The organism is Streptomyces sp. NPDC001536, assembly GCF_042894505.1.
In the GTDB taxonomy this organism is placed as follows: Bacteria; Actinomycetota; Actinomycetes; order Streptomycetales; family Streptomycetaceae; genus Streptomyces.
In genome coordinates this window covers 62,248-83,870 of sequence record NZ_JBIAVQ010000023.1, presented here as the reverse complement: position 1 = coordinate 83,870, position 21,623 = coordinate 62,248, and the positions used below count along the sequence as shown (strand labels likewise).

At 70.7% G+C, this 21,623-nt stretch carries 25 protein-coding genes; 16 read left to right on the top strand and 9 right to left on the bottom strand.

The window, feature by feature from the left end:
- Window positions 1-84: 84 nt before the first annotated feature.
- Both ACFY0U_RS41855 and ACFY0U_RS41850 read right to left on the bottom strand, forming a co-directional pair.
- Complete coding sequence (locus ACFY0U_RS41855) at window positions 85-954, bottom strand: DUF3558 family protein (protein WP_388645251.1); 870 nt, start codon at window positions 952-954, stop codon at window positions 85-87.
- Window positions 955-1,078: 124 nt separating this feature from the next.
- Window positions 1,079-1,879: a DUF3558 domain-containing protein gene (locus tag ACFY0U_RS41850; RefSeq protein WP_388645250.1), complete on the bottom strand. Its 801-nt coding sequence runs from the start codon at window positions 1,877-1,879 to the stop codon at window positions 1,079-1,081.
- 184 nt (window positions 1,880-2,063) lie between these two features.
- On the opposite strand from ACFY0U_RS41850, the gene ACFY0U_RS41845 reads away from it, so the two are divergent.
- Complete coding sequence (locus ACFY0U_RS41845; RefSeq protein WP_388645248.1) at window positions 2,064-3,257, top strand: RtcB family protein; 1,194 nt, start codon at window positions 2,064-2,066, stop codon at window positions 3,255-3,257.
- A 41-nt stretch (window positions 3,258-3,298) separates the two neighbouring features.
- Here the strand turns inward: ACFY0U_RS41845 and ACFY0U_RS41840 are convergent, their stop codons facing one another.
- Genes ACFY0U_RS41840 through ACFY0U_RS41830 form a run of 3 tightly spaced genes read right to left on the bottom strand, consistent with a single transcriptional unit; the run spans window position 3,299 to window position 5,542 of the window.
- Entirely contained in the window at window positions 3,299-4,564 is a 1,266-nt protein-coding gene (locus ACFY0U_RS41840; protein WP_388645246.1) for a tyrosine-protein phosphatase, read from the bottom strand.
- A 43-nt stretch (window positions 4,565-4,607) separates the two neighbouring features.
- On the bottom strand, window positions 4,608-4,763 hold the full coding sequence (locus ACFY0U_RS41835; RefSeq protein ID WP_388645244.1) for a hypothetical protein: 156 nt from the start codon (window positions 4,761-4,763) through the stop codon (window positions 4,608-4,610).
- A 2-nt stretch (window positions 4,764-4,765) separates the two neighbouring features.
- A complete protein-coding gene (locus ACFY0U_RS41830; RefSeq protein ID WP_388645242.1) occupies window positions 4,766-5,542 on the bottom strand; it encodes an SDR family NAD(P)-dependent oxidoreductase in 777 nt (258 codons plus the stop codon).
- 390 nt (window positions 5,543-5,932) lie between these two features.
- Here ACFY0U_RS41830 and ACFY0U_RS41825 point away from each other — a divergent pair, with 390 nt between their 5' ends.
- Complete coding sequence (locus ACFY0U_RS41825) at window positions 5,933-6,367, top strand: ester cyclase (protein ID WP_388645240.1); 435 nt, start codon at window positions 5,933-5,935, stop codon at window positions 6,365-6,367.
- A gap of 30 nt (window positions 6,368-6,397) precedes the next feature.
- On the opposite strand, the gene ACFY0U_RS41820 is transcribed toward ACFY0U_RS41825, so the two are convergent.
- The gene (locus tag ACFY0U_RS41820; RefSeq protein WP_388645238.1) at window positions 6,398-6,733 is read right to left on the bottom strand and encodes a YnfA family protein; all 336 of its coding nucleotides are present in this window, start codon (window positions 6,731-6,733) and stop codon (window positions 6,398-6,400) included.
- 132 nt (window positions 6,734-6,865) lie between these two features.
- Here ACFY0U_RS41820 and ACFY0U_RS41815 point away from each other — a divergent pair, with 132 nt between their 5' ends.
- Window positions 6,866-7,369, top strand: coding sequence for a hypothetical protein (locus ACFY0U_RS41815; protein WP_388645236.1), 504 nt, complete (start codon window positions 6,866-6,868; stop codon window positions 7,367-7,369).
- A gap of 131 nt (window positions 7,370-7,500) precedes the next feature.
- Here ACFY0U_RS41815 and ACFY0U_RS41810 read toward each other — a convergent pair whose 3' ends face one another.
- Window positions 7,501-7,899: a winged helix-turn-helix transcriptional regulator gene (locus ACFY0U_RS41810; RefSeq protein WP_388645234.1), complete on the bottom strand. Its 399-nt coding sequence runs from the start codon at window positions 7,897-7,899 to the stop codon at window positions 7,501-7,503.
- A 142-nt stretch (window positions 7,900-8,041) separates the two neighbouring features.
- On the opposite strand from ACFY0U_RS41810, the gene ACFY0U_RS41805 reads away from it, so the two are divergent.
- The 9 genes from ACFY0U_RS41805 to ACFY0U_RS41765 all read left to right on the top strand — a co-directional run bounded on the left by ACFY0U_RS41805 (window position 8,042) and on the right by ACFY0U_RS41765 (window position 15,740).
- On the top strand, window positions 8,042-8,932 hold the full coding sequence (locus tag ACFY0U_RS41805; RefSeq protein ID WP_388645233.1) for an NADP-dependent oxidoreductase: 891 nt from the start codon (window positions 8,042-8,044) through the stop codon (window positions 8,930-8,932).
- A 209-nt stretch (window positions 8,933-9,141) separates the two neighbouring features.
- Window positions 9,142-10,242: an LLM class flavin-dependent oxidoreductase gene (locus ACFY0U_RS41800; protein ID WP_388645231.1), complete on the top strand. Its 1,101-nt coding sequence runs from the start codon at window positions 9,142-9,144 to the stop codon at window positions 10,240-10,242.
- Entirely contained in the window at window positions 10,239-10,859 is a 621-nt protein-coding gene (locus ACFY0U_RS41795; protein ID WP_388645229.1) for a CE1759 family FMN reductase, read from the top strand. Before ACFY0U_RS41800 ends, ACFY0U_RS41795 begins: the two co-directional genes overlap by 4 nt.
- A 215-nt stretch (window positions 10,860-11,074) precedes the next feature.
- The gene (locus ACFY0U_RS41790) at window positions 11,075-11,800 is read left to right on the top strand and encodes a response regulator transcription factor (protein WP_388645227.1); all 726 of its coding nucleotides are present in this window, start codon (window positions 11,075-11,077) and stop codon (window positions 11,798-11,800) included.
- A complete protein-coding gene (locus ACFY0U_RS41785; protein ID WP_388645225.1) occupies window positions 11,801-13,213 on the top strand; it encodes an ATP-binding protein in 1,413 nt (470 codons plus the stop codon).
- A gap of 153 nt (window positions 13,214-13,366) precedes the next feature.
- Window positions 13,367-14,629, top strand: coding sequence for an ArgE/DapE family deacylase (locus tag ACFY0U_RS41780; protein WP_388645223.1), 1,263 nt, complete (start codon window positions 13,367-13,369; stop codon window positions 14,627-14,629).
- Between the two features lie 76 nt (window positions 14,630-14,705).
- Window positions 14,706-14,858, top strand: a complete 153-nt coding sequence (locus ACFY0U_RS41775; RefSeq protein ID WP_388645221.1) for a hypothetical protein — start codon at window positions 14,706-14,708, stop codon at window positions 14,856-14,858.
- A 109-nt stretch (window positions 14,859-14,967) separates the two neighbouring features.
- A complete protein-coding gene (locus ACFY0U_RS41770) occupies window positions 14,968-15,330 on the top strand; it encodes an SCO4225 family membrane protein (protein WP_388645219.1) in 363 nt (120 codons plus the stop codon).
- Between the two features lie 44 nt (window positions 15,331-15,374).
- Window positions 15,375-15,740, top strand: coding sequence for an SCO4225 family membrane protein (locus ACFY0U_RS41765; protein WP_388645217.1), 366 nt, complete (start codon window positions 15,375-15,377; stop codon window positions 15,738-15,740).
- A gap of 28 nt (window positions 15,741-15,768) precedes the next feature.
- On the opposite strand, the gene ACFY0U_RS41760 is transcribed toward ACFY0U_RS41765, so the two are convergent.
- Window positions 15,769-16,710 carry a DMT family transporter gene (locus ACFY0U_RS41760; RefSeq protein ID WP_388645215.1) on the bottom strand — a complete coding sequence of 314 codons (942 nt, stop codon included), beginning with the start codon at window positions 16,708-16,710 and terminating at the stop codon, window positions 15,769-15,771.
- A gap of 261 nt (window positions 16,711-16,971) precedes the next feature.
- On the opposite strand from ACFY0U_RS41760, the gene ACFY0U_RS41755 reads away from it, so the two are divergent.
- Window positions 16,972-17,229 carry a GAF domain-containing protein gene (locus ACFY0U_RS41755; RefSeq protein ID WP_388645213.1) on the top strand — a complete coding sequence of 86 codons (258 nt, stop codon included), beginning with the start codon at window positions 16,972-16,974 and terminating at the stop codon, window positions 17,227-17,229.
- 13 nt (window positions 17,230-17,242) lie between these two features.
- Here ACFY0U_RS41755 and ACFY0U_RS41750 read toward each other — a convergent pair whose 3' ends face one another.
- Window positions 17,243-17,680, bottom strand: coding sequence for a hypothetical protein (locus tag ACFY0U_RS41750; protein WP_003974483.1), 438 nt, complete (start codon window positions 17,678-17,680; stop codon window positions 17,243-17,245).
- Between the two features lie 471 nt (window positions 17,681-18,151).
- Here ACFY0U_RS41750 and hemL point away from each other — a divergent pair, with 471 nt between their 5' ends.
- The 3 genes from hemL (at window position 18,152) to ACFY0U_RS41735 (ending at window position 21,569) form a co-directional block, all read left to right on the top strand.
- Window positions 18,152-19,468, top strand: a complete 1,317-nt coding sequence (gene hemL, locus ACFY0U_RS41745; RefSeq protein ID WP_388645212.1) for a glutamate-1-semialdehyde 2,1-aminomutase — start codon at window positions 18,152-18,154, stop codon at window positions 19,466-19,468.
- A 38-nt stretch (window positions 19,469-19,506) separates the two neighbouring features.
- Window positions 19,507-20,154: a histidine phosphatase family protein gene (locus ACFY0U_RS41740; RefSeq protein ID WP_388645306.1), complete on the top strand. Its 648-nt coding sequence runs from the start codon at window positions 19,507-19,509 to the stop codon at window positions 20,152-20,154.
- Window positions 20,155-20,285: 131 nt separating this feature from the next.
- Window positions 20,286-21,569 (top strand): hypothetical protein, encoded by a 1,284-nt coding sequence (locus ACFY0U_RS41735; protein WP_388645210.1) that lies wholly within the window; start codon window positions 20,286-20,288, stop codon window positions 21,567-21,569.
- Window positions 21,570-21,623: the final 54 nt, after the last annotated feature.

Genomic DNA, 21,623 nt, shown 5'->3' with positions numbered 1-21,623 from the left:
CCCTCCCCTTGCGTGTTGTTGCGCGCAACAGAGTGGCACATGTGTGCGGCGCACGGGTGGCCGGTAGGCGCTGTCAGCCTCTGTTCAGCTCTTCTTCGCAGCCGACTTGGACGGAGATGCGGACTTCGACGTAGACGTCGAGGGCGACTTGGACGCCGACTTCGACGGCGAGGGGCTCGCCGAGCTTCCCGTACCCGCACCCACGCCGCCGCCGGAGTTCGCCTTCGTCACCGAGGTCACCGCCTCCTTGGCCGCCTTCTTCACCAGCTTGGCCAGGCTGTCCGCGCTCGGCGTCTTCTCGCCGGCCAGACCCGCGCCGTTGTAGTCGACGGTCACGACGACGTTCTCGACGCGCGTGACCAGCGTCTGCTGCTTGAAGGAGCCTTCCTTCTTCTTCAGGTCGTACGTGACCAGCGTCGCCGCCTCGCCCGTACCGGTGACCGGCGCGGTCTTGGTGTTCTTCGCGCCCTCCACCGCCTGGGCGTCCTGGACCTGCTTGTCGAAGTACTCCTGCGCCAGCTTGTCGCCCTCGCCGCGCGTGACGTCCGAGTCGAAACGGAGCAACGAGACGTTCAGCCAGCGGAACTGGGAGCCCTTGACACCGTTGTTGTCCAGGCTCGACCAGGAGCAACTGCCCCGCGTCGCCACATCGTCCGAGGTGCCCTGCTTGCCGGACTTCGACGCCTTCGGCACGAGATCACCCAACGTGCCCTTGGACAAGGTGTCGCACGGATCGGGCAGCGAGGCGTACGTCGCCGCCTGCACGGTCGGCGACGCGCTCGCCGACGCCGAGGCACTGGCCGCGGACTCCTTGCCACCGGCGTCGTCCGAGCCGGAGTCCGAGGAACAGCCGGCCGCCACCAGCATCACCGGGACTGCCGCCGCACCGAGAACTACCCGGCTCAGACGCTTGCCTCGCCGGTCACCCTGGTATCGCTGTGCTGCTCGCTGCATGGTTCCTTCACTCATGACGCTGCTCGTGCTCCTGCGGTCGGATCGGGTCCGAGGGGCCACGGTACGCGGTGAGGCAGCTGTGCGGCTCTGGTTCAGCCGCTTTGCCGAGGCGCCCGGGCGGCCCTCAACCCGCCAGCGCGTCCGCCAGCCGAGAGGCCAGCTCCCGTGCCCTGTCCTGCATTTCCTCGCTGTCCGGCACCACACCGACCGTCGCCGGCTGCTCCTCGTACACGACCGTCACGATCACATTGGACGTGCGGAACGCCACAGTCACCGTGCGCTGCTGAGCCGTCGAACCCGAGCTGCTGAGCGAGTCGTCCAGGAACGCCTCGTCGCCGAGGTCGTCGAGCAGCCGGGGCTGCAGATCGGAGGGCGTGGCGCTCGGGGAGGAGCTGGCGGACGTGGACGAAGGGGACGAACTCGGGGAGGCGCTCTCGGTGTCCACGTCGGACGTGCTCGACTCGGAGTTCGCCGGCTCCGGGAGATCGGCGGCCTCAGCCTTCTCCGCGAACAGCGTCTCCGCCTGGGTGTCGTCGCTCACCGCGTTCTCGTACGACACCACCCGCTCCAGATCGACGAGCAGCCGGTCGGTCGCATCCGTCGACTCGACCTTCCAACGGCAGCCGACCTTGCGGTCCGTGTCGAAGGTGACCGTCGGCTCTCCCTCGTACGCCTTCTCGCGCTGCGCCTCGTCCGCGATCTGCGCGATGCCGGGCAGCAGCGCGTCGAGCGTGCTCTGGCCGACCGCGGCGCAGGGCTCCGGGAGCGTGCGGTAGCGGCCGGGTTCGGCGGCCGCCGACGCGGTGCCGGCGTCACCGGGGTTCGCGTCGTCCGTGGTGCCGCCGTCGTCCGAGCCGCTGGTGCAGCCGGCCAGCAACGCCACGAGGAGCGCCGCGACGCCGGGTACATAGGCCTTCCGCTGCACGGTCGGCTCCTCTCACTGTGTGCGTGTTCCCGCTGCTTATTCGCTTGCCGGGCGGGGGTGACCCCTGGGCACCATGTGTATCGCACGCACAGCCGTGGATGCCGGTCCGTTGTCCTATTCGTTGATCTTGGCGCCGGTTTTGCGATTTAAGACTTTTGGATAATTCCGGGGGAATGAGGACGATATGTCGTACGTGGAAATGCCGGGCGCGAAGGTACCCATCCGCATGTGGACCGACCCGGCGTCGGTCGAGGACGTCGCACTCCAGCAGCTGCGCAACGTCGCGACCCTGCCGTGGATCAAGGGGCTCGCCGTGATGCCGGACGTGCATTACGGGAAGGGGGCAACGGTCGGGTCGGTCATCGCGATGCAGGGGGCTGTGTGTCCTGCGGCGGTGGGGGTGGACATCGGGTGCGGGATGTCGGCGGTCAAGACGTCCCTCACCGCGAATGATCTGCCGGGGGATCTGTCTCGGCTGCGGTCGAAGATCGAGCAGGCTATTCCGGTGGGGCGGGGGATGCATGACAGTCCCGTCGATCCGGGGCGGTTGCACGGGTTCGGTACGGCGGGGTGGGACGACTTCTGGGGGCGGTTCGACGGGATCGCCGAAGCGGTCAAGTTCCGTCATGAGCGGGCCGGAAAGCAGATGGGAACGCTCGGATCCGGAAACCACTTCGTCGAGGTGTGCACGGACACGACCGGTGCCGTCTGGCTGATGCTCCACTCCGGCTCCCGGAACATCGGCAAGGAACTCGCCGAGCACCACATCGGCGTGGCCCAGAAGCTCCCGCACAACCAGGGCCTGGTCGACCGTGACCTCGCCGTCTTCATCGCGCAGACCCCGCAGATGGCGGCGTACCGCAACGACCTCTTCTGGGCGCAGGAGTACGCGAAGTACAACCGCACGATCATGATGGCGCTCCTCAAGGACGTGATCCGCAAGGAGTTCAAGAAGGCGAAGCCGACCTTCGAGCCGGAGATCAGCGCTCATCACAACTACGTGGCCGAGGAGCGTTACGACGGGATGGACCTGCTCGTGACCCGCAAGGGCGCGATCCGGGCCGGTTCCGGCGAGTACGGCATCATCCCGGGCTCCATGGGCACGGGGTCGTACATCGTGAAGGGCCTCGGCAACGAGAAGGCCTTCAACTCGGCCTCGCACGGCGCGGGTCGGCGTATGAGCCGTAACGCGGCCAAGCGGTGCTTCTCGACGAAGGACCTGGAGGAGCAGACGCGGGGTGTGGAGTGCCGTAAGGACTCCGGCGTCGTGGACGAGATCCCGGGTGCGTACAAGTCGATCGACCAGGTCATCGACCAGCAGCGGGACCTGGTGGAGGTCGTGGCGAAGTTGAAGCAGGTCGTCTGCGTGAAGGGCTGACACAAGGGCCCGAGCCGGTGTGGCTCGGGCCCTTCGTCGTGTCACTGGAGCGGCTTCTCCAGCAGGGTCACCGCGTAGGGGCTGCCCAATCCGCCGTCCTTTGCGGGCTGTTCGCCCACGACCGTGTAGCCCGCGGACTCGTAGTACGTGCGGAGGCGGGGGTTGGTGGAGAGGCAGTCCAGGCGGGCGTAGGGGAGGCCTGCCTCGCGGATGCGGGATTCTGCGTGGGTCAGGAGGTCTCGGCCGGTGTTGGGCGGGGCCGTGTGGGGGGTTGTCATCAGGCGGTGGATGTAGCCGGCGTCGGCGGGGCGGGGGCCCCAGGCCGCCTCGTCGGTCCACCAGAGTTCGTAGGCGCCGGACAGGGTGTTGCCTGTGTGGGCCAGCCAGACTTCGCCCTCTTGCATGCGGGTGAGGAAGTGGGACTCGGTCTTCTCCTGGGGCTTCCACTGGTCGATTCCTCTGGCCAGCATCCAGAGGGAGAGGGAGTCGCGGAGGTGGACCAGGGTTGTCGCGTCCGCCGGCTGGGCCCTTCGGTAGGTGAGGGGGTGCCAGGTGGTCGGGGCCGGTTCCAGGAGGTTTTCGCGAAGCTTCGAGGAGAGGACTTCCGCGTCCATGCCCAGGGCCTTCGTGACGTAGCCCTCTACCGAGCCGTATCTCTCCTTCAGGAGTTGCAGGAACAGGCGCATCACCGACTCGGGGGCGCGGGCGAAACCCGGCCAGTTCGGGGATCTGCCGTCGTTTCTCTTTCGCCAGTCCGCCAGTAGGGACGAGGTCGCCAGTTCCGTCAGGCTGAAGTCCTCGATGATCGTGTGCTCGTCGACACCGAGCAAGGAGAGAATCAGGGCGGCCAGTTCGCCCGTGCGGTCCTTGCCGGAGGCGCAGTGGAAGGCCAAGGGGGTGCCCGACTGCGCTGATTCCGCTACCAGTTCCAGGGCCTGGCGGATTTCCTTCGTGCCGTCCTCGGCTACTTCCATGAAGCGTTCGGCCAGGTAGGGGCCGGGGGCGATGTCGGGGCCCAACGCCGCCTGGTTGTACGGGCGGTGCTCGATGCTGAGGTTGTGGTACGAGAAGGAGTCGTCCTGCGGGATGCGGCCTCTGGCCTCGATCTCCCAGTCGTAGCGGAGATCGATCACCGTGCCGATGTTCAGGGAGAGGAAGCGGGACCAGTCCGGGGTGTCGCGAGTCAACTTGCCCAGGGAGTCGGCGCGGTAGAGCCTTCCCGGGCGGACCCTGCGGCCGTCGGCGGCCCGGTAGCCGCCCAGGTCGCGGAAGTTGTGCAGGGCGTCGAAGCGTATGTGTCTGTCCACGGGCAGCGACCATATGCGGTCGCCGCCCGTGCTGACCTGGCATTTACTTCGCGTGTGTCACCGCGTAGATCATCACGAAGGCCACGATGTGGATGCCGAAGAGGAAGTACGCGAGGTAGTACCAGACGAACCGTTCGCGCTTCTTCTCCAGCGCGAGGTGGCGGCGGTCCGACTCCGCCGCGTCCTCCCTGTCGGGCATCTCTACAGCTCCCTGTGGACCTTCGTGTTCGACGCCTGGGCGCGCGGGCGCAGGACCAGGAGGTCGACGTTGACGTGGTGGGGGCGGGTGACGGCCCAGGTGATCGTCTCGGCGACGTCGTCGGCCGTCAGGGGCTCGGCGACACCCTCGTAGACCTTCTCCGCCTTCTCCTTGTCGCCGCCGAAGCGGGTCACGGCGAACTCGTCCGTCTTCACCATGCCGGGTGCGATCTCGATGACGCGGACCGGCTGGCCCACGATCTCCAGGCGGAGGGTCTCGGCGAGGACGTGGGCGCCGTGCTTGGCGGCGACGTAACCGGCGCCGCCCTCGTAGGTGCCGTGGCCGGCCGTGGAGGAGACGACGACCACCGTGCCGTCGCCGCTCGCGACGAGCTTGGGGAGGAGGGCCTGGGTGACGTTCAGGGTGCCGAGGACGTTCGTCTCGTACATCGTGCGCCAGTCGGCCGGGTCGCCGGTCGCGACCGGGTCGGCGCCGAGCGCGCCGCCGGCGTTGTTGACCAGGACGCCGATCGTGCGGAAGGCCGAGGCGAACTCGTCGACGGCGGCGCGGTCGGTGACGTCCAGCTGGTACGCCGTGGCCTGGCCGCCGGACGCGTTGATCTCCGCCTCCAGGGCCTCGATGCGGTCCTTGCGGCGGGCGGTCAGGACGACGCGGTAGCCCGCGGCGGCGAGCTGTCGGGCCGTGGCGGCGCCGATTCCGCTGCTCGCACCGGTGACGACGGCGATGCGGGACGCGGCGGAGGGTGCGGCGGGGGCCATGGGGTGCTCCTCGGGCGTGCGTACGAATGGCTGTCGCCAGGATAGGCGGGTGGGGAGGGGAGGGGGTTCGGGTCTCAGCCAGCGGTCCGGGCGGGGATCTGGGCTGGGGCCTGGGCTGCATGGGGGTGCAGGTAGGTGGGGGCGGGCGGGTGGTCGGGCTGGGGCTGGGTGGGGACTCAGGCCGTGGGGCCGGACGGTGGCCGGGCAGGGATCCTGGCAGGGGGTCGGGCACCTTCCGGGCAGGGGGCCCAGGCAGGGGGCCGGACGCCCGTCCAGGTAGAGGGACAGGCACCCGCCCGGCAGGGGTCGGGCCCTCGTCCCGCAGCGGGCCGGGGCGTCTGGTGCGTGGGAAAATCGAGGTGGGTGATCCTCTGGTAGTGGAGGTGGATCATGGGTGAAGCGCGTGAGGTCATGGATCGGCTCACCGAGGCGCTGACCACGCATCCGGACATCAAGGCCGTGGGGGAGCTGTTCGCGGAGGACGCGGTGGCGTACACCGTGGACGAGGGTGAGATCCACGGTCGGGACAACATCGTCGAGTACTGGCGGCAGATGACGGACGCGGTGACGGAGGCGACGTACGAGACGCTGCACGCCTACGAGGTCGACGACACGGCCATCGACGAGGGGATCTTCAGCGGGCGGAACACCGGCCCGATCCTGCTGCCCTCCGGGGAGTCGCTGCCCGCGACGCAGAAGGAGGTCAGGATCCGCGGGGTGGACCTCGCGACCGTGCGGGACGGCCGGATCGTCAGTTACCGGCTCTACTTCGACCAGATGGAGTTCCTGGGACAGCTGGGGCTGCTGCCCGAAGACGCCGGGTGACCGGACCGCGCCGGGTGAGTCGCCCGTCGTTCAGTTCCCCCGCGGCGCCCACATGATCACCGCCATGCCCGCGAGGCAGATCAGCGCGCCCGTGACGTCCCAACGGTCGGGGCGGTAGCCGTCCGCGACGGCGCCCCACAGGATCGAGCCGGCGACGAAGATCCCGCCGTACGCGGCGAGGACGCGGCCGAAGTGGGCGTCGGGCTGGAAGGTGGCGACGAAACCGTAGGCGCCGAGGGCCAGCACGCCGCCGGCCATCCACAGCCAGCCGCGGTGCTCCCGTACGCCCTGCCAGACCAGCCAGGCACCGCCGATCTCGAAGAGCGCGGCGACGACGAAGAGGGCGGCCGAGCGGAGGACGAACATGCCGCGCAGCCTGCCATATGGGTCCACGTCACCTGGCCATACGGGTCCAGTCACCTGATGGAGGGCGCCTGTCGTCCGCTCCGCGTGGGATACATCCGACGGTATGGCCACGCTGGAGTGAGGAGTGCCGGTATGCGGGTTGTTGCTGTGTGCGTCGCGGCCGTGCTGATGGTCGGCGGAGTGGCGCCGGGGGCGTTCGCGGACGGGGAGGTAGGGGCGGGGGCCGTCGCGGATCCGGTCGCCTTCGAGGGGCCCGAGGCCGATCTGGCCTATCACGGTGCCGTCTCCATGGCCGCGGGCCACGTCGACGTGCGGTTCACGCCGCGGAATCACGGGCCGTCGGCGGTGCCCGACGCGACCGTGCGGCTGCGCTGGTCGGAACCGCTGGCGAACCGGCAGCTGCTGCCGGACGGGTGCGCGCGGTCGGGCCCGAGGGCGGTGCTGTGCCGGGTGGGCGCGCTGGCGGCGGACGGACTGGGGGACCAGATCGGCCTGCGGCTACGTCTGAGGGGCGAGCCGTCCGAGGCCCTGCTGGAGATCGACACGGTGTGGAGCGCGGGTGTGGTGGACCGGAACCACATGAACGACCGCCAGCGGGTGCTGGTCCTGGACACGGGGGACACGTACTACTTCTGAGCGCCGGGGGATGGGCGGATCTGTCCGCGGTCGCGTCCTTTCCGCCGCCGACCTGCCGGCCCTCGAAGGGGGGCCGGTGACCACCGGGCGGGTCGCCGAGCTGACGGGGCCCGGCCCGGCCCGGCGGTCGGTCAGCCGGTGGTGTCGTAGCGCTCGCGGGCCTCGTGGACCTCGTCGATGTGGGTCTCCGCCCAGTTCTTCACCGCGGTCAGGAGTACGGCCAGGCTGTGGCCGAGCGGGGTGAGCTCGTAGTCGACGCGGACCGGGACGGACGGGGTGACCGTGCGGTCGAGGATGCCGTCGCGTTCCAGTGCGCGCAGGGTCTGCGTGAGCATCTTGGGGCTGACGCCGGCGATCTTGCGGGTGAGGTCGCTGTAGCGCATCGGGCCGGTGGAGAGGGCGGCGACGACGAGGCTGACCCACTTGTCGCTGAGGCGGTCCAGGAGCTGGTTGGTGGGGCAGCCCCGGATGAACGCGTCGTACTCGACACGGGCCTGCTCGCGCCGCTGGGCCGCGGTCATGGTCGGCATGGCTCACCTCCGGGGTGCTTACGCACTTCCAGGTAACTACTTACGAATAGATAGTAGCTCTTCCTAGGGTTGTCGGCAGTGAGGGGGGATCCCCCCGAGCGGGGAATCCCCGCCAAACGCCAACAAAACCAGGAGACTTGGCATGCGTGCTGTTGTGGTGAACGCGTTCGGTGGGCCCGAGGCCGTGGAGGTCGTGGAGACCGAGGTGCCCGAGCCCGCCGCGCGACAGATACGGATCAAGGTGGCGGCGGCCGCGCTGAACCCGGTGGACGCGGGGGTGCGGCAGGGCGTCTTCGGGGGCGCGGGCAAGCAGCTCGGACTCGGTTGGGATGTCGCCGGGACGGTGGACGCCGTCGGGGTCGCGAGTGCCTGGAACGTGGGGGACGAGGTGGTCGGGCTCGACTACGGCATGGTCGCGCCGCTGGGCACGCACGCCGAGTACGTCGTCCTGGACACGGACGCGGTGGCGCGGGCGCCGAGGACGGTCGACGTCGTGCACGCGGCGACCCTTCCGCTGAACGCGCTGGCCGCCGTACAGGCCCTGGATCTCGCGGAGTTGGAGGAAGGGCAGTCCCTGCTGGTGACCGGTGCGGCGGGTGCGGTCGGCGGGTTCGTCATCCAACTCGCCTCCCGGCGGGGGATTTCGGTGACCGGGCTGGCCCGGGAGGGGGACGAGGAGCTCGTACGGTCGCTGGGGGCCGCGCACTTCACGTCCGGTGCGGTCGAGGCGGGGGCCTTCGATGTCGTACTGGACGCGGCGGTGCTCGGGGAGGCGGCGCTGGAGTGGGTGCGGGACGGGGGTGTGTACGTCGGTGTCATTCCGCAGGCTCAGCCGGCGTCGGTGCGGGGGGTGCGGACGACTGCCGTCGAGGTGAGTGCGGATGGGGCGCGGCTCGGTGAGCTGGTGGGGCTGGTCGAGGAGGGGGTGCTGACGTTGCGGGTGGCGGAGACGTTTCCGTTGGGGGACGCGGTGAAGGCGCATGCGCGGCTTGCGGAGGGCGGGGTGCGGGGGCGGCTGGTCCTGGTGCCGTAGTCGTTTTGCCGGGCGCCTAGGGGGGTGGTGGGGGCTGTGGTGGGGCGGGTGCGGGTTGTCTGTGGCTTGTCGCGCAGTTCCCCGCGCCCCTGGGGCCAGGCGGCTTCGCCGGCCTTCCCCCAGGGGTGGTCGGTCGAGCGGAATAAGGGGGCAGGGGTGGTGGTTCAGCGGTATAGTTGAACGGTCAACAACCTGGAGGGTGAGCGACCATGCAGTTCGGGATCTTCAGCGTCGGTGATGTCACGCCGGACCCCACCACGGGCCGGACGCCGACCGAACGCGAGCGCATCAAGGCCATGGTCGCGATCGCGCTGAAGGCCGAGGAGGTCGGGCTCGACGTCTTCGCGACCGGCGAGCACCACAACCCGCCGTTCGTGCCCTCGTCGCCGACCACGATGCTCGGCTACATCGCCGCGCAGACCGAGAGGCTCATCCTCTCGACCTCCACCACCCTCATCACCACGAACGACCCGGTGAAGATCGCCGAGGACTTCGCGATGCTCCAGCACCTGGCCGACGGCCGGGTGGACCTGATGATGGGCCGCGGCAACACCGGCCCGGTCTACCCCTGGTTCGGGCAGGACATCCGCGAGGGCATCAACCTCGCCATCGAGAACTACGCCCTGCTGCGCCGCCTGTGGCGCGAGGACGTCGTCAACTGGGAGGGGAAGTTCCGTACGGCGCTTCAGGGCTTCACCGCCACGCCCCGCCCCCTGGACGGCGTACCGCCCTTCGTCTGGCACGGCTCCATCCGCTCGCCCGAGATCGCCGAGCAGGCCGCGTACTACGGCGACGGCTTCTTCCACAACAACATCTTCTGGCTGGCCGACCACACCAAGCGGATGGTCGAGCTGTACCGGAGCCGGTACGCGCACTACGGCCACGGCACGCCCGAGCAGGCGATCGTGGGGCTCGGCGGGCAGATCTTCATGCGGAAGAACTCCCAGGACGCGGTGCGGGAGTTCCGGCCGTACTTCGACGTCGCACCGGTCTACGGGCACGGGCCGTCCCTGGAGGACTTCACCGACCAGACCCCGCTGACCGTCGGCTCCCCGGAGCAGGTCATCGAGAAGACGCTGGCCTTCCGCGAGTACGCCGGTGACTACCAGCGCCAGCTGTTCCTGGTGGACCACGCGGGACTGCCGCTGAAGACCGTCCTGGAGCAGATCGACATGCTGGGCGAGCAGGTCGTTCCAGTGCTGCGCGAGGAATTCGCGAAGGGCCGCGCGAAGGATGTCCCCGAGGCGCCGACCCACGCGTCGCTGGTCGCCGAAGTGAAGTCCGAAGCGAAGAAGGAGACCGTCGCATGAAGCTCGTCGTCGTCTCTGCGGGACTGAGCGTGCCGTCCTCCACGCGACTGCTGGCCGACCGGCTGGCGGCCGCGGTGGATCGGATCGCTCCGGCCGAGGTGCAGGTCGTCGAGGTCCGCGACCTCGCCGTGGAGATCGCCCACCACCTCACCAGCGGGTTTCCGGGGCGTGCCCTCGCCGCCGCGCAGGACGCCGTGGCCCGGGCGGACGCGCTGATCGTGGTCACGCCGGTGTTCTCGGCGTCGTACAGCGGACTGTTCAAGTCGTTCTTCGACGTCCTCGACAAGGACGCGCTGGTCGGGAAGCCGGTGCTCATCGCGGCGACCGGCGGCAGCGCGCGGCACTCGCTGGTGCTGGACCACGCGCTGCGGCCGCTCTTCTCCTACCTGCGGGCCGTCGTCGTGCCGACCGGGGTGTACGCCGCCTCGGAGGACTGGGGCGCGGAGGGGCTGGACCGGCGGATCGAGCGGGCGGCGGGCGAACTGGCGGCGCTGCTGCCCGGGGACCGTCCGGAGCCCGACTCGGCCAGGTCGGCCAAGGCGAGGGACGCCTTCGAGGTGGTCCCGTTCGCCCAACAGCTGGCGGCACTGTCACCGACGGGCGCACCGGCGGCCTGAGGCGCCAGCGTGTCCATCGACGCCGGCCGGGCGGTCCGGGCCCGGCCGGCGTTGGGCGCTGGGGTGCTCGGGCGTCTGGAGTCGGCGCCCGGGTGTCCGGTGGTGAGAAGACCGTAGGTGTATGCCCTCCGGTTGCCTCTGTGACGGTGAGAGGGGGGTAAAAAGGCTGATCGTCGGGTCGCTCGCCCGGCTGAAGCGGCGATCGCCTTGGCAGTATGGGGAGCGTGCCTCAGACCGTGCTGCTCGCCGAAGACGACCGCGCCATCCGTCACGCGCTGGAGCGCGCCCTGACCCTGGAGGGGTACCGGGTCACCGCGGTCGCCGACGGTGTCGAGGCGCTGGCGCAGGCCCACCGCACCCCGCCCGATGTGCTGGTGCTGGATGTGATGATGCCGGGGATCGACGGGCTCCAGGTCTGCCGGGTGCTGCGCGCCGAGGGGGACCGGACGCCGATCCTGATGCTGACGGCGCTCGTGGAGACCCAGGACCGGATCGCGGGCCTGGACGCGGGTGCCGACGACTACGTCCTCAAGCCCTTCGACGTCGAAGAGGTCTTCGCCCGGCTGCGCGCCCTGCTTCGCCGTACCGGCGGGGCGGGCGGGGGCGCCCCTGTCGAGGCGCCCAGGCCGCCGGTGCCCGAGCGGTATCTGGAGGCGGCCGGGCTGAAGATGGACCCGCAGGCGCGGCGGGTCTGGCGGGACGGCCGGGAGCTGGAGCTGACCCGCACCGAGTTCGAGCTGCTGGAGCTGCTCGTGCGCAACAGCGGGATCGTGCTCGACCACTCCACGATCTACGACCGGATCTGGGGGTACGACTTCGGGCCGGGGTCGAAGAACCTCGCCGTCTACGTCGGCTATCTGCGGCGGAAGCTGGACGAGCCGGGTGCCCCGCAGCTGATCCATACCGTGCGGGGCGTGGGTTACGTGCTGCGGGAGGACTGAGTGGGCCGCCTCGCGCGGCTGCTGCGCAGACGCCGGCCCGGTCTGGTCTCGCTCGCGACCACCTTCGCGGTGTCCTTCGCGGCGGTCACGGCCGCCGTCACCGTCCTCGTCGGGATCCTGTCGTACGGGGCCGCCGCCCGGCTGGTCCGGGTGGACCAGCAGTCCGTGTTCGACGAGGTCGTGCAGGATCTGCGGGACGAGGTGCGGGAGCACCGGATGACGCCGGAGGACTTCTCCTCGTCGGCGCCCGGACACGATCTGGTCCGCCCGGCCCGTACCGATGTGCAGGTGCTGGGGGCGGACGGCTCGGTCGTCGACCCCGGCAGCCCGGGTCTGCCCGTCGTGGACGCCGACCGTCGCGTGGCGGCCGCGGTGGACGCCGGGCGGCTGGCCGAGCACAAGGACGTCGACGTCGGCAGCGACGTCTACCGGGTCGCGACCGTCTCGCTCGGCGGCGGCCGGGGCGCGGTGCAGGTCGCGCAGGAGTTCAGCGACACCGAGGACCTGCTGCGGGCGCTCCAGCAGCGCACCCTGATCCTGATGGCGGCCGTGGTGGTCGCGGCCGGGCTGTTCGGCTGGTGGCTGGCCCGGCGCATCACCCGCCGGCTGGTGATCCTCACCTCGGCCGCGGAGGACGTCGCCCGCACCCGCCGCCTCGGGATCCAGGTGCCGGTGACGGGGTACGACGAGGTGGGTCGCCTCGGCCGGGCCTTCGACCGCATGCTGGGCCGGCTGGCGCAGTCGGAGGACGACCAGCGGCGCCTGGTCCAGGACGCGGGGCACGAGCTGCGGACGCCGCTGACGTCCCTGCGCACCAACATCTCGCTGCTGCGCCGGATCGACGAGCTGCCGCCCGAGACCCGCGCCGAACTGGTCGCGGACCTGGGCCAGGAGGCCCGCGAACTGACCGACCTGGTCAACGAGCTGGTCGATCTCGCGGCCGGCCAGTCCGACACCGAGCCGCCGCAGCGGGTGGACCTCGCCGACATCGCGGAGGACGTGGCGGGGCTGGCGCGGCGCCGCACCGGGCGCGAGATCGTGGTCCGGGCGAGCGGGGACACCACGACGGACGGGCGGCCGGGCATGCTGACGCGCGCGGTGTCGAACCTCGTGGAGAACGCGGCGAAGTTCGACCGCGCGGGCCGCGCCCCGATCGAGATCACGGTGACCGGCCCCGCCCGCCCGGGCACGGTCCGGGTGGAGGTCCTGGACCGGGGCCCCGGCATCGACGAAGCGGACCTGATCCGCATCTTCGACCGCTTCTACCGGGCCGCCGACGCCCGCTCCCTCCCGGGTTCGGGTCTGGGCCTGTCGATCGTCCGGGAGGTGGCCCTGGCCCACGGCGGAACCCCGTTCGCGCTGCGCAGAGACGGCGGAGGCGCGAAGATCGGCTTCACGGTGGGCGGCGGCTGAGTCCGGGCGCGGGGGATCGGCCGATCTGTCTCACGCCGTAACGGCAAAACCCCAGGTCGCCGCTGCCCGGCGTAGAACACATCCGCCCGTCACCGGCTTGGCCGCCGTCTACGGTGAGCAGGTATCGCTGCGATCGGGATGGGGAGGGCGTTCATGCTCAGTGCCGGGGAAGCCGCCGCGCTGGACCGTATCGACGAAGCCGCTGTCGGGCGGATGCTCGTCGAGCTCGTCGCCATACCCAGCGTCACCGGGAGCGCCGCCGAGTCGGAGTTGCAGCATCATCTCGCCGGGCGGCTGGAGCGGCTCGGGCTCGATGTCGATCTGTGGGCCATGGATCTGGACGCGCTGCGCGCCCACCCGGAGTTTCCCGGTGCGGAGGCGGAGCGGGACGAGGCGTGGGGGCTCGTCGGGCGGACCGGGGAGGGCGGGGACGGGCCGACGCTGATCCTCCAGGGGCATGTGGACGTCGTACCGCCCGGGGATCCCGGTGCCTGGGAGGGGGATCCCTTCGTGCCCAGGGTCGTCGGGGACGTCGTCCACGGGCGCGGGGCCTGTGACATGAAGGCCGGGCTGGTGGCGGAACTGGTCGCGCTGGAGGCGGTGCGGGCCAGTGGGGCGCGGCTGCGGGGGCGGGTCGCCGTGCACTTCGTCGTGGGGGAGGAGGACGGGGGGCTCGGGGCGTTCGGCACGTTGCAGCGGGGGTACCGCGGGGACGCCTGTGTCATCGCCGAGCCGACCGCCGGCACCCTGGTCACCGCCAACGCCGGTGCGCTGACCTTCCGGCTCGCCGTCAACGGGAAGTCGGCGCACGGCAGTTCACGCGACGAGGGGGTCAGCGCGATCGACGCCTATCTGCCGCTGCACCGGGCGCTGGGGCGCCTGGAGACCGAGCGGAACCGGGAGCCGCATCCGTTGATGGCCGAGTACCCGATCCCGTACGCCCTGTCGGTGGGGACCGTGCGCGCGGGGGACTGGGCGAGCAGTGTGCCCGATCTGCTGGTCGCCGAGGGGCGGTTGGGGGTGCGACTGGGGGAGGATCCGGCGGCGGCGCGGGCCGCGTTCGAGCGGTGCGTGGCCGAAGTGTGCGCCGGGGACGCCTGGTTGGCCGACCATCCGGTCACCGTGACCTGGCCCGGCGGGCAGTTCGCGAGCGGCCGGCTGCCGGAGGGGCATCCGCTGCCCGGCGTGATCCGCGGCGCGCACGCGGACGCCGGGGGCGGGCCGCTCAGGGAGCGCGGGGCGTCGTACGGGAGCGATCTGCGCCTGTACTCCGGGGCGGGCATTCCGACGCTGCAGTTCGGGCCGGGGGACATCCAGGTCGCCCACAGCGCGCGGGAGCGGGTGAGCGTGCGGGAGGTGGTGGCGGCGGCGCGGACGCTGGCGCTGACGGTGCTGCGGACGGTGGGGACGAAGTGACGGGGACGATGGGGCGAAGTGACGGGGACGGTGTCCAGGCCGCCCCGGCCGATCACGGCGACGTGCGCACCGCTCCATGGCCCAGTTGGTCGTCGCCGAGAGGGACAAGCCGGTCGTCGAGGCCGAGGGCGACATCGAGAAGTCGGCGGTGACGGCCGAGTACTACGCCCGTCAGGGGCCCGGGAGTTCACCGACACGCGCACGTACCGGGTCACTGCCTGAGCGGTGACGTGCGCGGACACCCAGGCGGAGATGAGCACCCGTACTCATGCCTCGGCGCGGGACCTCGGGCCACTGTGGGACACACAGCGACAACGGACGAACCGAAGGGATCCGCGATGTCGAACGTCTCGCGTCCGGGCCGAGCCGGGCGGTTGCGAAAGCTGCTCGCCCTGGCCACGGACAACTGGGCCGGCCGGGGGTATCTGACGGTCTTCGCCGCCTCCGTGCCGGTGGCGTTCCTGTTCCCGGACAGCGCGTACGCGATGGCCCCGATGCTGCTCACGGAGCCGCTGTCCCTGCTGAGCGCGGCCGTGCCCTTCGGGCCCGGTAGCGCCGAGGGCAGCGGTGGGCCGGCTGTCGTGGCCGCCTCGGTCGGCATGGGTGCCTGGCTGCTCGCCTGCGCTCTGGTGAACGCGGCGGTGGTCGGCGCGCTCGCCCACCACGTCCGGGACGTCCGCTCCGACGCCCGGCACGCGTGAATCCCCTCCCTCCTCTCCCACCTCTGCCAGAGAAAGGCACCGACATGGCCCGTTCCGCACGCCCCCGATTCCCGAGGATCCGGGCCCTGTTGGCGCCCGCCGTGGACAACTGGCTCGCCCGGGGCTACCTCGCGGCGGTCGCGGCCTCGCTGGGCGTCTTCCTGTGGGCCGAGTACCTGTCGCCGGACCCCGGGTTCGCCGCGATCTGGCCGCTCATGACCACGGCTCCGCTCAGCATGATCGCCAACATGCCCCTGATGGCGCTGGCACCCGACTGGGACTCCCCGCTGGCCTGGCTGACCCCGCTGCTCTTCACCGCGGGCACCGTCCTGTGCGGGCTGTTCAACGCCGTACTGCTCGGCCTGCTCGCCCGCAGGCTGTCGCCGCGCGAGCCGCACCCCGCCGCCTGACCTACGGCGGGGGCGGCACGCGGTGCGGTCACCGGGCCCGGTCAGCCGCCCCCACCGGCACGGTCAGCAGCACCAGCCCCGCCCCCAGAACCGCCAGCCCGCACCAGGACGCGGCCGGCAGACGCTCGCCGAGGACGGTGACGCCCAGGACCGCCGCGACGGCGGGTTCCGCGAGGGTCAGCGCGGTGGCCACCGACGCCGGGGTGTGGCGCAGTCCGTGGCCGAAGAGCCGGTAGGCCAGATACACAGTGAAGAGGGCGAGGTACGCCGTCACCGTCACCCCGCGCGCGGTTGTGAGCCAGTGCGTGTCGACGTACAGGAAGAGCGGCAGCACCAGCAGTCCGGCGGCGCCGAACAGTACGCCCATCACCGCGTCGGAAGGGTGCCCGCGCACGATGAGCCGGCCGCCGATCAGCGAATAGACGGCGTACGACAGTCCCGCGCCCGTCGCGAGGGCGACGCCCGTCAGGTCCATCGGCGTGGCCGTTCCCGTGAGTTCGGGACCCAGCACCAGAAGGGCGCAGCCCAGCACGGCGGCCCCGGTGGCGGCGGCCCAGCGTGCCGTGGGCCGGGCCTGTCCGGTGAGCCAGGACAGCAGCCCGGCGAAGACCGGCGCGCTGCCCAGCGCGATCACGGTGGCCACCGCCACCCCGGTCCGGGCGACCGCCGGATAGAAGGTGAGCGGATACCCGGCCACCGCCAGTGCCCCGAGGACGAGCAGCCACCGTTCGCCCCGCGTGCACGCGGCCGGCAGCGAGCGGGCGCCGCGCGAGGTCAGGAACAGCAGGAGGCCGCCGAGGGTGAGCCCGGCGCCGCCGATGGCCGCCGCCGGTGCGCCGGCCGGTGCGAGAGAGGCGGCGGTTCCGGTCGTGCCCCACAGGAGGGCCGAGGCGAGGATGGGCGCGGGGCCGCCGAGGATGTCGGTGCGAGAAGGGTGTGCGGGAGGCAGAGTGGTCGTGCGGTTCGGCACAGTCGTGGTCTTCCGTCGTCGTACGCGTCTGGGATCGGATCCGAAACGGGCGCACGACGAGCACCCCTGACCGCTCCTGCGCGGAGGTCGGGGCCGGAATCCATCCGTTCTCGGCGGCTGCGCCCGTCAGGCGCTGAGCGGCGGCAGAACGACGTGCCAGTACGAGTTCACCCGGTGATGGTAACCGGCGCTCCGAAGGGCCTGTCAGGACGCACGCGTCGTACCGGACGGGGCGAGGGGCCATGATCTGGTCGTAGTCGCGTGGCCCGGTGCACGTCGCCGTCCGGCCGGCCGGGCTTCGTGGAAGAGGTGGCCGCCTCCGAGATCTTCCAGGGGACACCGGCCCTGGACGTCCTGCTCGACGCGCAGGTGCGGTCGGTGGTGTCCGTGCCGCCGGCCACCGGTGACGGCACACTCATCGGTGCGGTGTCGGTCCGCCACACCGCGCCCCGCCCGTGGACACCCGGCCGGCGCGCGACCCTGGCCCGCCTGGCCGCGGCCGCGCGACGGGCCTACTGACCGGCGCCCCGGATCAGGGCCACACCAGGCAGTACGGCTGATGCCCCGCCTCGTGGAGGCGGTGGCTGAAGTCCTGCCACTCGTGCAGCAGTTGGTACACGTTGAACGCGTCCCGCGGACCGCCGCGGTCCGGGACCGTCGACCAGATGAACGCCGCCGCGCCCACCGCTTCCTCGCCGATGCCGCGCAACGGGTCGACGACCGTCATGGGGAGCTTCACGACCGCGTAGTCGGGGTGCAGGACGACCAGTTCGAGCGGGGGGACCTTGTGCAGCGGGACGCCCTCTATGCCGGTGAGGACCATCGCCGCCATCGTCTCCGGCTTGATCTTGGTGAACATGCCGTTCATCCCGAGCTCGTCGCCGCCGAGTTCTTCGGGGCGCATCGAGATCGGGACGCGGGCCGCGGTCGCGCCGTCCGGCGCGCCGAAGTACTTGTACGTCACCCCCACCCGACCACCATTCCTGCTCCCCGCCCTCAGCCGGTCGATCCGACGTTCGATACGTCGCTCGTCCTGCTCCGTCTCACTCGGTACCCGTGATTCTGCGGCTTCCTCCGCGTCGCGCCGGTGCCTTCCCCGCCGGGCACGTCGAGGACCGAGGTCATCAGTCCCCTCGCCCAGTCCGCCACCGCGATGCATATCTCCACCCGACTGCTTTTCTAGGACGCGTGGTCCCCGCCGCGCAACCCGATCATCGTGTCAGTGACCTCCCCCACGGCCGCCCGCCGAAACGTGCGTTGAAACACCTGTCCGCAGGATCTTCGCAGCACCCGAACACCAAGGGCCGCACGAGCTGTGTCTATCAGCTCTCAGTTTCGCAGATGCCGTCGGACCACAGACCGCGGTCGGTCAGGGCAGCTGGCCTACCCTGAGGAGGAAAGTCGGCAACCGGAGTCCGAGAAGTCGGAGAAGTCGCAGGTCATGAGCGAAACGCCCTATTCATACGATGCGCCTGCCTCACAGGCCCTGTTCGACCGTGCGGCCACCGTCACACCGGGCGGCGTGAACTCCCCGGTGCGCGCCTTCCGCGCCGTGGGCGGTACGCCCCGGTTCATGGTGTCCGGCACCGGCCCGTATCTGACCGACGCCGACGGGCGTGAGTACGTCGACCTCGTCTGTTCCTGGGGGCCCATGATCCTCGGGCACGCGCACCCCGAGGTCATCGCCGCCGTCCAGGACGCCGTCTCGCGCGGCACGTCGTTCGGCACGCCCGGTGAGGGGGAGGTCGCGCTCGCCGAGGAGATGGTCGCGCGGATCGAACCCCTGGAGCAGGTGCGGCTGGTGTCCAGCGGCACCGAGGCCACCATGTCGGCCATCCGGCTCGCCCGCGGCTTCACCCAGCGCACCAAGGTCATCAAGTTCGCCGGGTGTTACCACGGTCACGTCGACTCGCTCCTCGCCGCGGCCGGGTCCGGGGTGGCCACCTTCGCCCTCCCCGACACGCCCGGCGTCACCGGCGCCCAGGCCGGCGACACCATCGTCCTGCCGTACAACGACCTCGAAGCCGTGCAGGAGGCCTTCCACCGGCACCCCGGCGAGATCGCCTGTGTGATCACCGAGGCCTCGCCCGGCAACATGGGCGTCGTACCGCCGCGGCCCGGCTTCAACCAGGGCCTCAAGGACGCGTGCGCGAAGAACGGCGCCCTCTACATCTCCGACGAGGTCATGACCGGCTTCCGGACGAGCCGCGCCGGCTGGTACGGGATCGACGGGGTCAAGCCGGACCTCATGACCTTCGGCAAGGTCATGGGCGGTGGTTTCCCCGCCGCCGCGTTCGGTGGCAGGGAGGACGTCATGGCGCACCTCGCGCCCGCCGGGCCCGTCTACCAGGCCGGCACCCTCTCCGGGAACCCGGTCGCCACCGCCGCGGGCCTCGCCCAGCTGCGGCTGCTCGACCAGGCCGCGTACGACAAGGTCGACGCGGTGTCCGCGCAGATCCAGTCGCTGGTCACCGAGGCGCTCACCAAGGAAGGCGTCGCGCACCGGCTCCAGAACGCCTCCAACATGTTCTCCGTCTTCTTCACGGACCGTGAGGTGCGGGACTACGAGGACGCCAAGAAGCAGGAGTCCTTCCGCTTCACCGCCTTCTTCCACTCGCTGCTGGCCGACGGCGTCTATCTGCCGCCGTCCTCCTTCGAGTCCTGGTTCGTCTCCACGGCCCACGACGACCGGGCGGTCCAGCGCATCGCCGACGCCCTCCCGGCGGCGGCCCGAGCGGCAGCGGAGGCGACCGCGTGAGCACCTCGACCAACCCCGACATCACCGTCGTCCACCTCATGCGCCACGGTGAGGTGGCCAACCCCGACGGGGTCCTCTACGGCCGTCTCGCCGGCTACCACCTGTCCGAGCTGGGGCGGCAGATGGCCGACCGGGTCGCCGAGCACCTCGCTCCCCGGGACGTCACCTACGTCTGCTCCTCCCCGCTGGAGCGCGCGCAGGAGACGGCCACGCCGATCGCCAAGGCGCACGGCCTGGACCTCGCGACCGACGGGCGGCTCATCGAGGCGGACAACGTCTTCCAGGGCAAGACCTTCGGCGTCGGCGACGGGGCCCTGAAGCGGCCCGAGAACTGGAAGCACCTCGTCAACCCGTTCAAGCCGTCGTGGGGTGAGCCCTACGTCGACCAGGTCGTCCGCATGATGGGCGCGCTGGATGCCGCGAAGGACGCGGCGCGCGGGCATGAGGCGGTGCTGGTCAGCCATCAGCTGCCGATCTGGATCGTGCGGTCCTACGCCGAGAAGCGGCGGCTGTGGCACGACCCGCGCAAGCGGCAGTGCACGCTCGCTTCGCTGACGACGTTCACGTACCAGGGCGACAAGATCGTGTCCGTGGGGTACAGCGAGCCGGCGATCGATCTGGTGCCCGCGCATCTTCGTGCCGGGGCCAAGCCGGTGAAGGGCAAGGACAAGGCGTTCGGTGCATAGCCGAAAGACCTGATGCTCAAGACGTTTTCGTGACATTTGTTGCGAAATCCGTGTGATCGAGAGGAACCTCCTCGTTCGTCACGTCCTCTGAATGGGTGACCACTTCGCAGGACGTGACGAACGGGGGCGCAATGCGCACTCTCACCCGTAGGGGAGCACTCGGACTCGGTGTGGGTGGTGCGGCCGCCCTCGGGCTCGCGGGCTGCGGCACCCTCACCCCGTCAGAGGGGACGAGCCATGCCGGAGGTTCCCCGGCCGGCAACAAGCCCGGCGGCCAGACCCACCGCGCCCGCCCCCTCGGCGACGGCTCCACGTCCTTCACCGGCAGGCAGCCCCACCAGCCGGCCAGGCCAGAACCGCTGGAGCCGGGCCAGAAGCCGCCGCAGTTCGTGGTCTTCTCCTGGGACGGCGCCGGCGAGGTCGGCAACGGACTCTTCCCGCGCTTCCTGGACCTCGCCAAGGAGCACGGCGCCCACATGACCTTCTTCCTCTCCGGGCTCTATCTGCTGCCCGAGTCGAAGAAGCGGCTCTACGACCCGCCCAACAACCCGGTCGGCGCCTCCGACATCGGCTATCTCACCGACGACCACGTCAAGGCGACCCTGACCAACGTCCGGCGCGCCTGGCTCGAAGGACACGAGATAGGCACCCACTTCAACGGCCACTTCTGCGCCGGCTCCGGCAGCGTCGGCAACTGGACGCCCCAGCAGTGGCGCAGCGAGATAGACCAGGCCAAGGCCTTCGTGAAGGAGTGGCGGACCAACACGGGGTGGAGCGATCTGCCCGCCCTGCCGTTCGACTACGACAAGGAGCTCGTCGGCGGCCGTACGCCCTGTCTCCTCGGACAGGACAACCTGCTGCCGACCGCGCGCGAGCTCGGCTGGCGCTACGACGCCTCCTCGCCCGGCGGCCGCCAGGTCTGGCCGCAGAAGAAGGACGGGCTGTGGGATCTGCCGCTCCAGGCGATCCCGTTCCCCGGGCGCGGCTTCGAGGTCCTCTCGATGGACTACAACATGCTCGCCAACCAGTCGATCAACTCCACCAACGCGCCCGCCCACAACTACCCGGCCTGGCGCGAGCAGTCCGCCGGCGCCTACATCGCCGGCTTCCAGCGGGCCTACGAGACCAATCGCGCCCCCTTCTTCGTCGGCAACCACTTCGAGCAGTGGAACGGCGGCATCTACATGGACGCCGTCGAGGAAGCCCTGAAGCACATCGCGGCGGAGAAGGAGAAGGGCGAGGACGTACGCATGGTCTCCTTCCGGCAGTTCGTCGACTGGATGGACGTCCAGAAGCCGGAGGTGCTGGCCAGGCTGCGGACGCTGGACGTCGGGCAGGAGCCGACCGGTGGCTGGAACGCGTTCATGAAGGACAGTCCGGACAGCACTGCCGGGAGCTCCGCGAACGCCGCCTGATATGCGGATTTCCGCCCGCAAGGGGGGTGCGCAAGATCCCCAGAACGGGCATGC

What these genes read in the sequence shown, in the direction of transcription:
- ACFY0U_RS41855 (WP_388645251.1), bottom strand. Translation starts at nt 954, where the DNA reads ATGCAGCGAGCAGCACAGCGATACCAGGGTGACCGGCGAGGCAAGCGT.
- ACFY0U_RS41835 (WP_388645244.1), bottom strand. Translation starts at nt 4,763, where the DNA reads ATGCCCGACAGGGAGGACGCGGCGGAGTCGGACCGCCGCCACCTCGCG.
- ACFY0U_RS41810 (WP_388645234.1), bottom strand. Translation starts at nt 7,899, where the DNA reads ATGCCGACCATGACCGCGGCCCAGCGGCGCGAGCAGGCCCGTGTCGAG.
- ACFY0U_RS41795 (WP_388645229.1), top strand. Translation starts at nt 10,239, where the DNA reads ATGAAGCTCGTCGTCGTCTCTGCGGGACTGAGCGTGCCGTCCTCCACG.
- ACFY0U_RS41825 (WP_388645240.1), top strand. Translation starts at nt 5,933, where the DNA reads ATGGGTGAAGCGCGTGAGGTCATGGATCGGCTCACCGAGGCGCTGACC.
- ACFY0U_RS41735 (WP_388645210.1), top strand. Translation starts at nt 20,286, where the DNA reads ATGCGCACTCTCACCCGTAGGGGAGCACTCGGACTCGGTGTGGGTGGT.
- ACFY0U_RS41765 (WP_388645217.1), top strand. Translation starts at nt 15,375, where the DNA reads ATGGCCCGTTCCGCACGCCCCCGATTCCCGAGGATCCGGGCCCTGTTG.
- ACFY0U_RS41845 (WP_388645248.1), top strand. Translation starts at nt 2,064, where the DNA reads ATGTCGTACGTGGAAATGCCGGGCGCGAAGGTACCCATCCGCATGTGG.
- ACFY0U_RS41780 (WP_388645223.1), top strand. Translation starts at nt 13,367, where the DNA reads ATGCTCAGTGCCGGGGAAGCCGCCGCGCTGGACCGTATCGACGAAGCC.
- ACFY0U_RS41775 (WP_388645221.1), top strand. Translation starts at nt 14,706, where the DNA reads ATGGCCCAGTTGGTCGTCGCCGAGAGGGACAAGCCGGTCGTCGAGGCC.
- hemL (WP_388645212.1), top strand. Translation starts at nt 18,152, where the DNA reads ATGAGCGAAACGCCCTATTCATACGATGCGCCTGCCTCACAGGCCCTG.
- ACFY0U_RS41790 (WP_388645227.1), top strand. Translation starts at nt 11,075, where the DNA reads ATGGGGAGCGTGCCTCAGACCGTGCTGCTCGCCGAAGACGACCGCGCC.
- ACFY0U_RS41800 (WP_388645231.1), top strand. Translation starts at nt 9,142, where the DNA reads ATGCAGTTCGGGATCTTCAGCGTCGGTGATGTCACGCCGGACCCCACC.
- ACFY0U_RS41770 (WP_388645219.1), top strand. Translation starts at nt 14,968, where the DNA reads ATGTCGAACGTCTCGCGTCCGGGCCGAGCCGGGCGGTTGCGAAAGCTG.
- ACFY0U_RS41830 (WP_388645242.1), bottom strand. Translation starts at nt 5,542, where the DNA reads ATGGCCCCCGCCGCACCCTCCGCCGCGTCCCGCATCGCCGTCGTCACC.
- ACFY0U_RS41740 (WP_388645306.1), top strand. Translation starts at nt 19,507, where the DNA reads ATGCGCCACGGTGAGGTGGCCAACCCCGACGGGGTCCTCTACGGCCGT.
- ACFY0U_RS41820 (WP_388645238.1), bottom strand. Translation starts at nt 6,733, where the DNA reads ATGTTCGTCCTCCGCTCGGCCGCCCTCTTCGTCGTCGCCGCGCTCTTC.
- ACFY0U_RS41815 (WP_388645236.1), top strand. Translation starts at nt 6,866, where the DNA reads ATGCGGGTTGTTGCTGTGTGCGTCGCGGCCGTGCTGATGGTCGGCGGA.
- ACFY0U_RS41805 (WP_388645233.1), top strand. Translation starts at nt 8,042, where the DNA reads ATGCGTGCTGTTGTGGTGAACGCGTTCGGTGGGCCCGAGGCCGTGGAG.